The sequence below is a fragment of the Dactylosporangium sp. NPDC049140 genome (genome assembly GCF_040648435.1).
Genome location: NZ_JBEZDS010000050.1, coordinates 1 through 14577 on the forward strand (window position 1 = coordinate 1; position 14577 = coordinate 14577).

15 protein-coding genes and 1 pseudogene are annotated in these 14577 nt (G+C 73.6%); 14 read left to right on the plus strand and 2 right to left on the minus strand.

What is annotated here, in order from left to right; all coding sequences use genetic code 11:
• Window positions 1-331: pseudogene (locus AB0B76_RS47215) on the minus strand (hypothetical protein); the annotation flags it as partial.
• A gap of 457 nt (window positions 332-788) precedes the next feature.
• Between AB0B76_RS47215 and AB0B76_RS47220 the strand changes: the two are divergent.
• A complete protein-coding gene (locus AB0B76_RS47220; RefSeq protein WP_360389033.1) occupies window positions 789-1109 on the plus strand; it encodes a hypothetical protein in 321 nt (106 codons plus the stop codon).
• Window positions 1110-1124: 15 nt separating this feature from the next.
• Entirely contained in the window at window positions 1125-1706 is a 582-nt protein-coding gene (locus tag AB0B76_RS47225) for a response regulator transcription factor (RefSeq protein WP_360389036.1), read from the plus strand.
• A gap of 2 nt (window positions 1707-1708) precedes the next feature.
• Here AB0B76_RS47225 and AB0B76_RS47230 read toward each other — a convergent pair whose 3' ends face one another.
• A complete protein-coding gene (locus tag AB0B76_RS47230) occupies window positions 1709-1927 on the minus strand; it encodes a hypothetical protein (RefSeq protein WP_360389038.1) in 219 nt (72 codons plus the stop codon).
• Between the two features lie 20 nt (window positions 1928-1947).
• On the opposite strand from AB0B76_RS47230, the gene AB0B76_RS47235 reads away from it, so the two are divergent.
• From AB0B76_RS47235 to AB0B76_RS47290, 12 genes are all read left to right on the plus strand, one after another.
• Window positions 1948-3501, plus strand: a complete 1554-nt coding sequence (locus AB0B76_RS47235; protein WP_360389041.1) for a hypothetical protein — start codon at window positions 1948-1950, stop codon at window positions 3499-3501.
• The gene (locus tag AB0B76_RS47240) at window positions 3491-4498 is read left to right on the plus strand and encodes a hypothetical protein (protein WP_360389043.1); all 1008 of its coding nucleotides are present in this window, start codon (window positions 3491-3493) and stop codon (window positions 4496-4498) included. Before AB0B76_RS47235 ends, AB0B76_RS47240 begins: the two co-directional genes overlap by 11 nt.
• A gap of 32 nt (window positions 4499-4530) precedes the next feature.
• Window positions 4531-4893 carry an SgcJ/EcaC family oxidoreductase gene (locus AB0B76_RS47245; protein WP_360389046.1) on the plus strand — a complete coding sequence of 121 codons (363 nt, stop codon included), beginning with the start codon at window positions 4531-4533 and terminating at the stop codon, window positions 4891-4893.
• Window positions 4894-4896: 3 nt separating this feature from the next.
• Window positions 4897-5697 (plus strand): hypothetical protein, encoded by an 801-nt coding sequence (locus tag AB0B76_RS47250; RefSeq protein ID WP_360389049.1) that lies wholly within the window; start codon window positions 4897-4899, stop codon window positions 5695-5697.
• Window positions 5698-5769: 72 nt separating this feature from the next.
• A complete protein-coding gene (locus tag AB0B76_RS47255; protein WP_360389052.1) occupies window positions 5770-6525 on the plus strand; it encodes a hypothetical protein in 756 nt (251 codons plus the stop codon).
• Between the two features lie 30 nt (window positions 6526-6555).
• Window positions 6556-7638, plus strand: coding sequence for a glycosyltransferase family 2 protein (locus AB0B76_RS47260; RefSeq protein ID WP_360389055.1), 1083 nt, complete (start codon window positions 6556-6558; stop codon window positions 7636-7638).
• The gene (locus AB0B76_RS47265; protein ID WP_360389058.1) at window positions 7635-8861 is read left to right on the plus strand and encodes an ATP-grasp domain-containing protein; all 1227 of its coding nucleotides are present in this window, start codon (window positions 7635-7637) and stop codon (window positions 8859-8861) included. Before AB0B76_RS47260 ends, AB0B76_RS47265 begins: the two co-directional genes overlap by 4 nt.
• A complete protein-coding gene (locus AB0B76_RS47270; protein WP_360389060.1) occupies window positions 8858-9562 on the plus strand; it encodes a hypothetical protein in 705 nt (234 codons plus the stop codon). Before AB0B76_RS47265 ends, AB0B76_RS47270 begins: the two co-directional genes overlap by 4 nt.
• Before the next feature lie 10 nt (window positions 9563-9572).
• The gene (locus AB0B76_RS47275; RefSeq protein WP_360389063.1) at window positions 9573-10850 is read left to right on the plus strand and encodes a hypothetical protein; all 1278 of its coding nucleotides are present in this window, start codon (window positions 9573-9575) and stop codon (window positions 10848-10850) included.
• Entirely contained in the window at window positions 10840-12108 is a 1269-nt protein-coding gene (locus tag AB0B76_RS47280; RefSeq protein WP_360389066.1) for a hypothetical protein, read from the plus strand. The genes AB0B76_RS47275 and AB0B76_RS47280 overlap by 11 nt, the downstream gene beginning before the upstream one ends.
• Entirely contained in the window at window positions 12105-13550 is a 1446-nt protein-coding gene (locus AB0B76_RS47285) for a cation:proton antiporter (protein WP_360389068.1), read from the plus strand. The genes AB0B76_RS47280 and AB0B76_RS47285 overlap by 4 nt, the downstream gene beginning before the upstream one ends.
• A complete protein-coding gene (locus AB0B76_RS47290) occupies window positions 13550-14566 on the plus strand; it encodes an NAD-dependent epimerase/dehydratase family protein (RefSeq protein ID WP_360389071.1) in 1017 nt (338 codons plus the stop codon). The genes AB0B76_RS47285 and AB0B76_RS47290 overlap by 1 nt, the downstream gene beginning before the upstream one ends.
• Window positions 14567-14577 lie beyond the last annotated feature (11 nt).

Sequence of the window (14577 nt, forward strand, 5' to 3'; positions counted from 1 at the left end):
CTTGGTGTTTATTATGTTGATATGTTTTTGACGCCGTCTTTTCCCCATGCGGTCGGCAATCAACCACCCCCGGCGGCCGGGTCCTCCGCGGCCGCCCCCGGGCCAGTAACGCGGTCAGGCCGACGTCGGGGCTCACCGGCCGCAGTGCCCCCGGCTCCTCCCGGGACGGGCTCAGCAGGGTCAGCTCGAAGAGCCGGTCGAGCGCGTCGCGCACCTCCTGCTCCGACAGCACCAGATGCCGGCCGAGCTCGTCCACGCCCCACCCCGGGTTGGCCAGGATGGCCCGGTAGACCTGCTCCGCCCGCATGTCGAGCCCCAACGCCTCCAGCATGTTCCCCGCCGCCTCCCGCGCCCGCCGGGCCCGCCCGCCCGGCATCGGCAAAGATAATGGCAGATGCTGTCCACTCGCATTCAATGCGCGCGATTCTGTGGCGGGATCGCCCGCCGACGATGGAAACCTGCGGGAATACGTTCTGCCACAACGCGCTGTATGGATGCGCGGCAATCAATGTGCGGCAGGCCGGTGGTGTCCGGTTCCGGCCGTGGCCGGTTCAGTCCAGCGTCAATGTGTTCCAGCGAGATCCGCCGCCCTGGTAGACACCTCCTACCGCAGCGTGCACGGCCCCTCGGTCACCAGACCGGGCGTATGCCGGCGCACGGACAAGACCAAGACGGGGGAACCATGATGACCTTTTCGAGGACTGACTGGAAAGCGGTGCGGCGCGATGGCTGCCACGCGACGTCCGGGTTCGGTTGGGACTGACGAGACCGCGAGGGTGATGCGGCTCGTGGCCCTCACCCTGGTGGTTTCCGGTGTGCGGTCGTCGGGCGAACCGATCGGCGACTTCCTGGGTGACGTGTTCTGGTCGGTGGTGCGGCCCGGCGACGGGCTCGAGCACCTCTGCGTCAGGGCGGGCCCGGGCCGCATCGATCTCGGCTTCTACGTGCGCAGCCCGGCGGTCGAGGAGGCCCTGGCGACGGTGCGCGACCTGCTGCGGCGGGCCGTGGCGATGTCGCCGGTACTCGGGCCCTGGACGGGCCAGCCGCCCGACGGGCTGCACGCGGTGGATCTGACCGGGATCGGCCCCTTTTCCAGCGAAGAACCCTGACGAAAGAGGTCCGTAGTGATCCGTGTCGGCATCGTCGACGACCATCCCATCATCCTGTTAGGCCTGCGCGGCGCCTTCGAGTCCGCCGGCGACATCGCCGTGGTGGCCGCGGCCACCGCCCCCGGGCACGTCGACCCGGCCGCGATGGACGTCCTCGTGCTGGACATGCACCTGACCGGCGACGGGCCCTGCGTGCCCGAGGTCGCCACCGCGGCCGCGCACTGCAAGGTCGTGCTGACCGCCGGCGACGAGCGCCGCTCGGACATCGCCCGGTGCATGGCCGCCGGCGCCCGGGCGTTCGTGCCCAAGAGCAGCCAGCCGCACCTCTTCGTCGAGGCCGTCCGGCTCGTCGCCGCCGGCGGGGCGCCGCCCGCGCCGCAGGTCGTGCAGCCCGGGCTCTCCCCGCGCGAGCAGACGGTGCTGGACAACGTCGCGGCCGGCCTGACCCACGAGCAGATCGCCCGGCGGCTCGGCATCAGCAAGCACACCGTGGACACGTACCTCAAGCGCATCCGGGCCAAGCTGAACCTGGGCAACAAGGCCGAGCTGACCCGGGCCGCGCTGGCCGCCCGCCCGCCCGCGGCGGTGGCGGTGTGAGCTCAGCGGTTGCGCGGATGGCGCTTCGCCGCCCGCTCGTTGCCGTGCCGGTAGTTGCCGGTCCAGCGGGCCATCGCCAGCTGGGCGTCGCCGGCGCCGACCTCGTCGAGGAACCGCGCCGCCCGGGCCCCGCGCAGCGTCGCGGCCACGCGCCCGTGGTGGGTGATCACGACGGTGCCGTCGGCACGGTGCTCGAACTCGAATCCGTGTGCGGCGCCCATCGGCGCAGTGTAGGCCGCCGGTGACTGCGCGCGGCGGGTACGCCGACCTCTTCACCCAGGACCGCACCGCGCCGCACTGGGCCTACGACTACGCGGCCCGGCTCGCCGCCCGCCACCGGCACGGTCACCGGATCCTGATCCAGACCAGCATGTCGCCGACCGGCCCGTTCCACATCGGCAACCTGCGCGACACGGTCTGCGCGCACCTCGTGCACCGGGCCCTGGTCCGCTCCGGCCGCCGCTCGGCGATCCTGCTCAGCTTCGACGACTTCGACCCGTTCCGCCCCCGGCAGGCCGCGGCCGACCCCGTCCTGGCCCGGTACGGCTCGCGCCCCCTCGCGGTGGCCCGGGAGCGCTCGACCGCGATCTGCCGGGCCTACCTGCGCGAGCTCAAGGACCTGGGCATCTGCCCGCCGGAGGCCGACGCCGACGGGCGCACCCCGGCCGGCTCGGCCTGGCTCACGCACTACCAGTGGGAGCGGTACACCGGCGGCGAGTACCGGCACATCCAGCGCCGCTACATCCGCCGCGCCGCCCGCCTGGCCACGATCCTCGGCGTCTCCGGCCCCCGCAAGCTCTTCGCGGTGTACTGCCAGCAGTGCGGCCGCAACACCACCGTGCTGCACGAGCTGCACCCGGGCCGGGTCCGCTACGACTGCCGCTCGTGCGGCGCCTGCGTCACCACCGGCGCGATGGAGTGCGTCAAGCCCGCCTGGGCCGTGGACTGGACGCTGCGCGTCACCCACGAGCACATCGACTGCGAGCCCGCCGGCCAGGACCACTGCAGCGCGGGCAGCACGATGGACCGCACCCGCGCCGTGTACCACCGCTTCCTCGGCACCCGCCAGCCCGTCATCGTGCCCTACGGCCTCGTGCGCCAGTCCGGCCAGCGGCACAAGATCTCCGGCTCCCGGGCCGGCGGCCTGCTGCCCCGGGACCTGCTGCGCGCCCTGCCCCCGGTGCTGATCCTGTGGCTGTACGCCCGGCCGAACTGCCGCTCCGACATGCGCGTCGGCCTCGACCGGGCCGCGCTGCTGGCCGCCTACGACGGCTGGGACCGGTTCGTGGCCGGCCTGCCCGCCTCGGTGCGCGGCCGGGCGCTGTGGGCGCTGCTCACTGACGACCCGCCGCCCGCCGGGCCGCCGCTGCCGCGGATGCGCACGGTGCTGGGCCGGCTCCACACCGCCTGCTACGACGCCGAGCTCGTGACCCGCGAGCTGGCCGCCGGCCGGGACCGGGCCGCGGTCGCCGAACGCGTCGGGCACGCGCTGGCGTGGCTCTCCGGGCCGGGCCGCGACACGAGCTGGCTGCTGCGCGCCGACCCGGACCCACCCGGCGCGGATCCCTTGCGCGACGGCGGGCTCGGCGGGAACTGGGACCGGGCCCGGCACGCGGCTCTGCTCCGGGCGCTGTTCGCCGTGCCCGACGGCCCGCCCCTGCGCCGCCTGCTCGCCCAGTTCGGCGCGGACGCGCTCGTCGCCGCGGTGGGCGAGCACGCCCGCACCGGCCGACGCCCGCTGCGGGACCTGGCGCTCGCGCGCCTCGACGAGGCCGGGGCGCGGCGTGCGGGCTGAGCTGTTCGACCCGCGCACCGAGGCGGTGCCGGCCGAGTGGGACAAGTTCCTGCGCGACGAGGGCGCCCCGGCCGCCTGGGACGCCGGCGCCCTGGCCGCGGTCGCCTGGACGTCGCTGCGCACGGTGCTGCTCGGCGTGGTCGCCGACGGCGGCCAGGCGGTCGCGCTGTTCTGCGGCGACTTCGGCTCGCCACGCCGCCGCAACCCGGTCTACAGCCCGGTCGGCGGCCCGGGCCGGCCCGGCGTGTACTTCTCCCGCATCCTCATGGGCTTCGACGAGGGCTTCCTCTTCGCGACGCACCTGGACCACGCCGGGCGGGTCGCGGCCCGCCGCGCGTTCGAGCGGGCGCTGAAGGCGCGCCTGGGCCGGCGCTGCCTCGGCGTCGTGTACCAGAACGTGTCGGCCGCGGCCCTGCCGGTGATGCGCACCGCCGCCCGCCTGTGCCGGCCCGTGTCGCCGAACACGGTCCTGGTCAACCGGTGGCAGAGCATGGAGGAGTACTTCGCCGGCCTGCCGCGGGACCGGCGCCGGCGGCTGCGGCGCACGTACGCCGACGTCGACGCGGATTCCGGCCTGCGGGTGGGCGCGGGGGTGCCGGCCGTCGACCCGGTCGAGGCGGCCCGGCTGGAGCAGCTGACCCGGCTCAAGCACCTGTCGCCGGGCGAGGTTCTGGTCCCGCTGCCGTCGCTGTACTTCGAGCGCCTCAACCACCGCGACGGCGTGCGCTACTTCGTGCACACCGACCCGGCCACCGGCGCGCTGCTGTCCTTCGACCTGTCGTTCGAGCACGCCGCCGGCCTCGTCACCACCGTCACCGGCTCGGCCGCGGGCGCGGCGACGGGCCGCGGCCTGTACTGGGACCTGTACCTGCGCGAGATCGAGTACGCGATCGAGCGGGGCGTGCCGCGGCTGGAGTTCGGCAAGGGGCTCGTCGAGCTCAAGGCCCGTTTCGGCTGCGTCACCGTGCCGCAGTACGCGGTCGCGGCGCCGCTGTAGCCAACCACCGACCACCCGAGAGGAACCGGGGCATGGATCTCGACGACGCCACCACGGCGCACCTGGCGGCGGTGCGCGGCCGCGACCTCGCCGCCTACCTGGACACGGTGCACGACGACGTGACCGTGGTGCTGCCCAACGGCCGGCTGCTGCGCGGGCGGGAGGACGTGGCCGCGTTCCACCGCGACTGGTTCGCCGACCCGGACTGGCGCATGGAGACCGAGGTCGTCAGCACCGCCGAGGCCGGCGACACCGGGGCCGTGGTGCTGCGCGTCGGCTACCACGACGTCGACGCCGCGGGCGTCCCGTACGAGAAGGCGTACCTGCTGAGCCTGGTCTTCGCCCGCACCGGCGGCCGCTGGCGGCTGCTGCACGACCAGAACACCTTCTGCTGAGCCGTGGCCGCGACCCGCTACTCCGCCCCCACGCACGCCGCCGCCTACGCCGCGGCCGCCGCCCGCGCCCACGCCGAGGTGCCCTACTACCGCGAGCGCGACGCCCGGGCCGGCGCGCCGGACACCGCCGCCCCGCTGCCCGCGGACCGCCTCGACCGCCACTACCACGAGCTGTTCCCGCTCGGGGCGCCCTGGCGCGGGGAGCCCGACCCGCCGGCGTGGCTGCCGGACGGCGCCGACCTGGCCGCCGCGCTCGCCCTCACCGGCCGGCACCGGCCCGGCACGCCCGTGTTCGAGCTGCGCCCGGCGCTGCTCGACCTGCGGCTGCCCGGCGGCCCCTACCGGGTGCTGCTCACCGCGGCGGCCGACGTCGACCCGACCGCGCCCGACCCGCGCCCGCCGCAGCGGGCGGCGTTCGCGGCGACCCGCCCCGCGACGCTGCTCGGCCCGCCGGACGACCTGGCCCGCCTGGCCGGCGCGGTGGACACGGCGGGCGCGCTGGTCCTGCCGGTGCTGCCGCTCGCGGCCGCGCGGGCGGACCCGGGCCGGCCCGCGCTGCTGTACGACGAGCACCTGGGCTGGGCCGGGGCCTGGTCCGCCGAGTGCGGGCGGGCCCACCTGAGCTGGCGGGCGCTGTTCGCCGGCGGCACGCCCGAGGGGCTGCTCCTGACCCGGCTGCACCGGCGGCGCCCGACGCTCGTCGACGTCCGCCCGGACGGCACCGCGGGCCTCGGCGTGGCCGCGTGCCCGCGCCACGGCACGCCCGTCGTGGGCCCGGCGGGGGAGTGCCCCCCGAACACGTGACATGTTCCCGGGCCCCGGGACTGCCAAGGTGCGTACGGAAGCAAAGCGCAGACGCGCCGGAGAGGAACGCAGATGACTACCGAGGTCACCCCGTCCAACGTCGAAGAGCTGATCGAGAAGCACCTGGCCGATGAGTTCGGCGACGACAACAAGGTGCGCTCCCTGTCCCAGCACTTCCGCCGCGAGGGCTACGTCAAGCTGGCCAACCTGGTCTCGCGCGACATCTTCGCCGCGGTGACCACGGAAGTCCACGAGATCCTGGACAACCACGCGAAGCGCATCGACATCCACATGAAGGAGACCGGCAACTCGCCGCGCTTCATGAGCACCGTCGGGCAGGCCGCGATCCGCAAGGACGCCCAGCTGATCCCGGCGATCTACGAGTCCCCGGCGCTGAAGGCCTTCCTGTCGCGCATCGCGACCCAGGAGGTCATGGACTGCCCGTGGGAGGGCGAGAAGTACATCATCATCCGCCAGCACAAGGTCGGCGACACCCACGGCTGGCACTGGGGCGACTTCCCCTTCACGGTCATCTGGATCATCGAGGCGCCCGAGTCGGAGGTCGGCGGCATGCTGCAGACCGTGCCACACACCGACTGGAACAAGGACGACCCGCGGGTGACCGAGTACCTGGTCAACAACGTCATCAAGACGTGGCCGCACTCGACCGGCGAGCTGTACTTCCTGCGGTCGGACACCACGCTGCACCGCACCATCCCGCTCAGCGCGGACCGGACCCGCATCATCCTCAACACCTGCTGGGGCGGGCCCTCCACGGCCCACCTGACCGCGCAGACCCACGAGACCATGGAAGCGATGTTCGACTGACCGCCGCTCCCGGCCGGCGCCGTGACCCCGATGCGGGGCGCGGCGCCGGCGCAGCACCAGACCCCGGCGAGCGAAAGGCGGATGATGTCCAACGGCACCGAGCTGGCCGCCGTCCCGGTCTCCACCGGCGAGGCGGGTGACTTTCAGTGTGCGCTCACGGCGATGATCCCCTGTTACAACGAGGAGGAGTGCATCGACCGGGCGTACCGCGAGATCGCCGCCGAGCTCGCCGCCTACCCCGACGCCGAGATGCTCTTCGTCGACGACGGTAGCCGCGACGGCACCCTGGACAAGATCAAGGCGTTCGCCGCCGCCGACCCGCGCGTGCGGTACATCTCCTTCGCCCGCAACTTCGGCCTCGAGGCCGCCTTCTCGGCCGGGTTCAAGTACGCCTCCAAGCGCTGGACCGTCCAGCTCGACGCCGACCTGCAGTCCCCGCCGGCCGAGATCCACACGCTGGTCGCGAAGGCCCTCGAGGGGTACGACATCGTCTTCGGCATCCGCGTCGACCGCCGCGACCCGTGGCTGCGCCGGACGGGCTCGCTCGGCATGCAGCTCGTCGCCCAGCGCGTCCTCGGCATCCACGTGCCGATGCGCGCCTCCGTGTTCCGGGTCGTGCGCACCTCCGTGGCCCGGCGCATCGTCGAGACCCGGCTGCGCTCGCCGTACTTCATCGCCACCGCCCCGCTCATCGGCGCCCGCTACACCGCCGTGGCGACGGCGCACCAGCCCCGCACGGCCGGCGTCGCGAAGTGGAACCTCGCCCGGCTCGTGTCGCACGCCATGGACCTGTGGGTCGGCTTCTCGATCCGGCCGCTCGCGATCGTGCACCTCGGCGCGCTGCTGTTCGCCGTGGCGACCCCGGTCCTGCTGGTCGCGCTCGCCCTGGGCTGGATCGGGCCGACCGGCCTGGCGGTGGCGTCGCTGCTGCTGGGCACGGCCGCGTTCGCCGGGCTCGGCCTGCTGACCCGGTACATGATCCCGGCGCTGCGGGTGCGCAGCGAGCTGCCGCAATACACCGTCCGCGAGAGCAACATCCCGATCGACCCGGCCGACGACCTGTACGGCAGCGAGCGCGCCAGGGACGGACTGACCTCTGGAGCGAACCTGTGAGCACAGCGAACCTCATCATCCTGGGGGCCGGGGAGGACCAGGTCCCGGCGTACGTCGAGGGCCGCCGCCTCGGGTACCGGATCATCGGCGTCGACCAGAAGCCCGACGCGCTCGGCGCGCCCCTGGCCGACGAGTTCCTCTGCCTGACCACCCGCGAGCCCGAGGCGATCGCCCGGCGGCTCGGCGCCATCGACGTGGCCGCGGTGATCTCGCCCGCCAGCGACGCCGCGCAGGCCTCGGTCGCCGCGCTGAGCCGGCACTACGGCACCGCCTTCCAGCCCGCCCCCGACGCGGTGCGCGCCTCCGAGGACAAGGCCTACTTCCTTTCCGTGGTGGAGAAGCTGGGCCTGCCGCGGTACCGCAGCGTGCACGACAGCGACCCCGACGCCCTCGCGCGCGCCGCCGCCGGCATGCGCTACCCGCTCGTGGTGAAGCCCGCCGACGCCTCCGGCAGCAAGGGCCTGCGCTGCGTGACCGACCCGGCCGACCTGCCGGGCGCGATCAGCACCGCCCGCAAGCACTCGTTCAGCGGCGAGATCGTCGTCGAGGAGTTCGTCACCGGGACCCACTACTCCGTCGAGTGCTTCGCCCGCGACGGCCGCCCCGAGCTCACGATCGTCACCGAGCGGACCCTCACCCCGATGCCGCACATGATCAGCGTCTCGCACCTGGTGCCGGCGTCGCTGTCCTGCGGGGTGCGGGCCCGGCTGCAGGACATGGTGACCGCCGTGCTGGCCGAGCTCGGGCACCGCAACGGCCCGGTCAACCTCGACGTGATCGCCGGCGAGGACGAGAAGCTGTACTTCGTCGAGCTGGGCGCCCGCCTCGGCGGCAACGGCATGCCCCGGCTGGCCGCCCACGCCTACGGCGTCAACACCGTCGCCGCCGCGATCCGCCTCGCCGCCGGCCGCCCGCCGGAGCTCACCACGCACGCCGAGCCGCGGGTCGTGATGCTGCGCATCCTGACCGCCGACACCGAGGGCGTGGTGACCGGCATCGCCGGCGCCGACGCGGTCCGGGCCCTGCCCGACGTCGCCGCGCTCGAGCTGTTCAAGGAGCCGGGCCAGCGGGTGCACCCGTACACCCAGGCCGCGCACAAGCTCGGCTACCTCATCGTCGCCGCGGACACCCGCGAGTCGCTGCAGCGCACCCTCGACACCGCGCTCACGACACTGCGCATCGACATCGAGCCGGACGAGACACCACAGGAGATCACGTCATGAATTCCGCGCTGCGCCGCAACGCCGCCGCCATCGTGCTGGCCGGCCTGGCGGCCGTGCTCGCCGCGATCATCTGGTTCGTGCTGCCGCACGACCGGGAGGTCAAGAACCTCGGCATCTTCCTGTTCAAGCTGCTGCCGTTCGTGCTGGCCACCGAGGCGGTGTCCCGCATGCCGGTGGAGTGGTTCGCCCGGCGGAACCTCGTGCGCCTGATCGTGCCCGCCTCGTTCGCGGTGTACTTCCTGTTCTTCGTGCCGAAGATCTTCTTCTACGCCGAGGACCACCCGACGCTGTACTACCACATCCTGGTCCTGACCCCGTTCCTGATCCTCGCGCTGACCACCGCCTACCGGCTCGGCGGCGGCACGCCCGGCAACGTGCGCCGCGTCTCCTACGCAATGCTGCTGCTCATGGTCTCCGGCGCCGAGGACCTCGCGTTCCTGAAGGTCAACCACCACACCGACCCGGAGTGGGCGACCGTCCCGGAGCGCTGGAACTGGGCCTCGCACATCAAGGTCTTCCTCGGCCACTACCCGACGAAGTACGAGGCGTACGTCTTCATCGCGGTGCACGTCGTGATCGTGCTGTTCGTCCTGCTCGCGCCGACCCGCTGGTTCGAGCGGCTCAACCCGTGGCGCAACCGGCGCCCCGCGGCCGAGGCCGTGCCCGCCGGCCGGGCCGACCGCGACTCGGTCGAGGTCTGAGGCGCCGGCCGTGTTCCTTCGCGAGGCGCTGTACATCCCGGTCACGCTCGTGCGCCAGCACGCCTCCCGGGCCGCCGTCGACCGGCGCAAGCTGCGCTGGATCAACGAGATGCTGGCGTTCAGCCGGGCGCACGTGCCGTACTACCGCGACGACGCCCGCTACGAGCACGCGCCGCTGCGGGACCTCGCGGAGCTGGCCGACCTGCCCGTGCTCGCCAAGCCGACGCTGCGCGAGCGGCCGCTTGCCGACCTGCTGGCCGCGGGGTCGCAGGACCGGCCCTTCCGGCAGTTCCAGACCAGCGGCAGCACCGGGCAGCGGGTGACCGTCCGGCACGACCAGCGCACCCACGACTACCACATGGCGGCGTGCTTCCGGCGCTTCGCGGCGACCGGCCGGTACCGCCCGACGGACCGGCTCACCCACGTGCGCCCGTACGTCGCCCCGACCCGCGGCTTCGAGAAGCTCAAGCTGTTCCGCCGGCACACGATCCTGTCGCACCGGCCGATGGCCGAGATCAAGGCCGAGCTGCTGGCCAACCGCCCGCACGTGCTGGCCGGGCAGCCGGTGCACATGCGCGAGGTGCTGCGGGCGCTGGAGCCGGACGAGATGGCCGTCCTGCGCCGCACGCTCAAGATGGTGCTCACCGAGTCGGAGCTGCTCACCGACGAGCACCGGGCGCTGCTCGTGGACGGCTACGGGGTGCCCGTCTTCGACGAGTACTCGGCCTTCGAGATCCTCAACATCTACTTCGAGTGCCCGCACGGCGGCCGTCACGTGGCCGAGGACCGCATCCACGTGGAGGTCGTCGACGACGCCGGGCGGCCAGTGCCGGCGGGCACCGAGGGGCGGCTGGTCATCACGCCGTACATGGAGCGGGCCATGCCGCTGATCCGCTACGAGCTCGGCGACATCGGGGTGCTGGACCCGAAGCCGTGCCGGTGCGGGCGCGCGTTCCGCACCATGCGGCTGACCAAGGGCCGGTCCAACGACTACGTCATCCTGCCCGACGGCCGGCGGCTCTACCCGGACACGTTCGTCTGGTTCGCCGCCATCCACCCCGACATCGCCGAGTGCTTCGTCGAGCAGGACGCGCGGGGCCGGGTGCGGATCAACATCGTCTCGGCCGGGACCGAGGATCTCCAGCCGGTCTTCGACAGCGTGCGCGCGGAGATGTACCGCGTCGCCGGCGGCCCGTTCGAGCTCGACGTCGTGCGCGCCGAGCGGCTGCCGCTCACCGCGGGCGGCAAGGGCAAGTTCATCACGTCGGAGTACACCGTTGGGGCCTGAGCTCGCGGCGGCCGGCGCGCCGGCCGCCACCGGGCCCCCACCGGCGTCCTCGTCACTGCTGCCGCGCGGCGCCATCCGGGGCCGCCTGATCCTCTCGCTGCTGGCCGGGCGGGGCGGCTACCGGGTCGCCACCGTGCTGTCCAACGTGCTGCTGCTCGCCGCCTGGGGCGAGGCCGGGTTCGCCGGCTACGCGCTGGTCATGGGCGGCTTCACGGCGGTGCTGTACCTCACCGCGTTCGGCGTGGAGAAGAGCGCCCTGACCCTGCTGCCCCGGGTGCGGCGGGTCCGCGGCGAGCTCACCGCCGTCTTCGTGGCGCTCTCCGCCGGGCCCGGCCTGCTCGCCCTGATCGGGATCGGCGGCTACGGCCTGGCCACCGGCAAGCCCCCGATGTGGCTGCTGGCCGGGGCGCTCGCCGTCGGACTCGGCCTCAACCAGGTGCTCGTCGGCCTGCACCGGGCGCTCGGGCGGCCCTGGCGGGACGTGGCCAACCACGGCGTGCTCGTCGCGGCCGTCGCCGCCGCCACCGGCGGGGCGCTGCTCGGGCTCGGCCCCACCGGCGTGCTCGCCGTCCTGCTCACCGCGGTCGCCGTCCTCGACCTCGCGCTGCTGCCCGGCCTCGCGGCCCGACCGCGCGGCCTGCGCCGGCCGGCCATGCTGCGCCCGGCCGCCGGCACCGCGGTGCTCATGTCGGCCGGCGAGCTCGCGGCGGCCGGCACGGTCAGCGCGGTCTTCCTCGTCCTCGACCACACGGGGCGGGCGGGCCAGAGCGGCCCCCTGTACCTCGCCGTGAGCGCCTCGGCCCTGCTGGCCAACGCGTTCGGGTACCTGCTGCGGATCGTGCAGCCGCACGTCTCGCTGGCCCTGCACCGCTCCCGGGCCGAGCGCCCGGCCGCCCGGCGCGCGGCCCGGGGGCTGCGCCTGCTCGCGCTGGCCGGGCCGCCCTGGGTGGTCGCCGCGACCGCCACCGCCGCATGGGGCTACGACCGCGGCCCGGCGGTGGTGCTCGGCGGCCTGTACCTCGCGTGCCTGCCGGTCTTCTTCGGCCTCGGCAGCGTCAACTTCCTGCTGGAGAACGGCGACCGGCACACCCTGCGGCGCACCGCCATCGGCTCGGCGACCGGGCTGGCCGGGGCCGTGCTGGCCGCGCTGGTGCTCGTGCCGTGGCTGGGCGCGCCCGGCGCGATCGCCGCGATGGCGACCGGCGACCTCGTCCACGCGGCCGTCCTGCTGCTGATCCTGCCCCGGAGGTCCGCATGAGCGCCACACTGCGCGAGGCCGTCGCGGAGCCGGCGCCGCTCGTGCGGCATCCACGGCGCATCCTCGTGGTGTCCCTCGCCGTGTGCCTCGTGCCCGTGGCGGCGCTGGCCATCGTGCTGTGGCACAACCACGGCTTCGGCGACGGCCGGGGCGGCGCCGCGAAGGGCGGCGGGCATCCGGCGCTGCCGGTGTACCTGCGGCTCTTCTTCGCGGTGCTGGCCATCGGCGGTCTGGCGCACGCCGGCGGCTGGGTGGCGCGGCGCCTGGGCCAGCCCGGCGTCGTCGGCGAGATCGTCGCCGGGCTGCTCATCGGCCCGTCGCTGCTGGGCCGGTTTCTGCCCGGTGTGACGGCCGCGCTGCTGCCCACCGATGTCCGCGGCCACCTGGCCGTGCTGGCCCAGGTCGGGCTGGTGCTGTTCATGTTCTCCGTCGGCGCCGAGTTCGACACCGCCATCCTGCGCCGGCAGGGCACCGCGATCGGCATGCTCAGCCAGGCCACCATGACCGTCCCCTTCGTGCTCGGACTGCTGCTCGTGCCGGCGGTCTTCCCGCATTTCGCCGGGGCCGGGATTGGTGAGGCCCCGTTCGCGATCTTCCTCGGCACCGCGATCAGCATCACCGCGTTTCCTGTGCTGGCGCGCATCGTGGAGGATGCCGGGCTGGCCGGGACGCCGCTGGGCTCGCTGGCCATGGTCTGCGCCGGCATCGACGACGTGCTGGCCTGGTCGGCCCTGGCCGTCGTGCTCGCGGTCATCCAGGCCGGCAGCCCCTTCGGCGCGCTCGTCGCGCTGCCGCTGGCCCTCGGGTTCGCGCTGCTGGTGCTGCTGGTGCTCCGGCCGCTGCTGGCCCGGGGAGCCGACCGGCTGCGGGACGTGCGCGCGCCCGTCGCCGTGCCGCTCGTCGCGGTGCTGTGCCTGGTGTTCACCCTCGCCGGGCTGACCGACCGCATCGGCGTGCACGCGATCTTCGGCGCCTTCCTGGCCGGGATCGTACTGCCGCGCGGCTCCCGGTTCCTCGCCGGCGTGCCCGAGCGGCTCGGCACCCTCAACCGGGCGCTGCTGCTGCCGGTCTTCTTCGCCTCCATCGGGCTGCAGGTCGACGTGGTCAGCGCCGTGGGCGACGCGGGGCTGCTGGTGGCCGGCGCGGTCACCATCCTGGTCGCGATCGGCGGCAAGCTCGGCAGCGCCGCGCTGTGCGCCCGGGCCGGCGGCCTGTCGTGGCGGGCGTCGGCCGGGCTCGGCGTGCTGCTCAACGCCCGCGGCATCACCGAGATCGTGGTGCTGCAGACCGGCCTCGCGATCGGGGTCATCAACGAGCGGGCCTTCACGGTCCTGGTGTTCATGGCGCTCGTCACCACGGTGATGACGATGCCGTTGCTCCGTCTGCTGGGCCTTGTACGCCCCGGCGGGTCCGCTCCTACCCAGGAAAGGTTGGCTCGGTAATGGCTCAGCCGACGTCCCTCGTCACCGGCGGCGCCGGTTTCATCGGCGCGAACCTCGCCCGGGAGCTGTTGCGCCGCGACCACCGCGTCGTCGTGCTCGACGACCTCAGTGGCGGCGTGCGCGAGAACGTGCCCGGCGGCGCGGAGTTCCGCCACGGCAACATCTGCGACCCCGCGCTGGTCGACGCGCTCTTCGCCGAGCACCGCTTCGACTACGTGTTCCACCTCGCCGCCTACGCCGCCGAGGGCCTCAGCCACTTCATCAAGCGGTTCAACTACACCAACAACGTGCTGGGCAGCATCAACCTGATCAACGCCGCGGTCAACGCCGGCACCGTGCGCTGCTTCGTGTTCACCTCGTCGATCGCGGTGTACGGCGCGGGCCGGCTGCCGATGACCGAGGACCTGACCCCGGCGCCGGAGGACCCCTACGGCATCGCGAAGTACGCCGTGGAGCAGGAGCTGCGCGTCACGTACGAGATGTTCGGCCTGCCCTATATCGTCTTCCGGCCGCACAACGTCTACGGCGAGTTCCAGAACATCGGGGACCGGTACCGCAACGTCATCGGCATCTTCATGAACCAGGCGCTGCGGGGCGAGCCGTTCACCGTGTTCGGCGACGGCGAGCAGACCCGCGCGTTCAGCTACATCGGCGACGTGGCCCCGGCCATCGCGCGCTCGGTCGAGGTGCCCGCGGCCTACAACGAGACGTTCAACATCGGCGGCGACACCGCGTACACCGTCAACACCCTGACCAGAGAGACCGCCGCGGCCATGGGCGTGGAGCTGTCGGTGCAGCACCTGCCCGCGCGGCAGGAGGTCCACGACGCGTACGCCAGCCATGACAAGGCCCGCAAGATCTTCGAGCTGACCGGGGAGCCGGTGCCGCTGGCCGAGGGGCTGGCGCTCATGGCGGCCTGGGTCCGTGCCCGCGGCCCGCAGGAGCCGTCGGTCTTCGACGCGGTCGAGGTGCGCCGCAACCTGCCGCCGTCCTGGCTCGCGGTCCTGCGCGGCTGAATTCGTGAAGG

Bases quoted from the DNA above. Each gene is read 5' to 3' on its own strand.
- AB0B76_RS47230 (WP_360389038.1), bottom strand. From the start codon at position 1,927: ATGGGCGCCGCACACGGATTCGAGTTCGAGCACCGTGCCGACGGCACC.
- AB0B76_RS47245 (WP_360389046.1), top strand. From the start codon at position 4,531: ATGGATCTCGACGACGCCACCACGGCGCACCTGGCGGCGGTGCGCGGC.
- AB0B76_RS47255 (WP_360389052.1), top strand. From the start codon at position 5,770: ATGACTACCGAGGTCACCCCGTCCAACGTCGAAGAGCTGATCGAGAAG.
- AB0B76_RS47260 (WP_360389055.1), top strand. From the start codon at position 6,556: ATGCGGGGCGCGGCGCCGGCGCAGCACCAGACCCCGGCGAGCGAAAGG.
- AB0B76_RS47270 (WP_360389060.1), top strand. From the start codon at position 8,858: ATGAATTCCGCGCTGCGCCGCAACGCCGCCGCCATCGTGCTGGCCGGC.
- AB0B76_RS47285 (WP_360389068.1), top strand. From the start codon at position 12,105: ATGAGCGCCACACTGCGCGAGGCCGTCGCGGAGCCGGCGCCGCTCGTG.
- AB0B76_RS47290 (WP_360389071.1), top strand. From the start codon at position 13,550: ATGGCTCAGCCGACGTCCCTCGTCACCGGCGGCGCCGGTTTCATCGGC.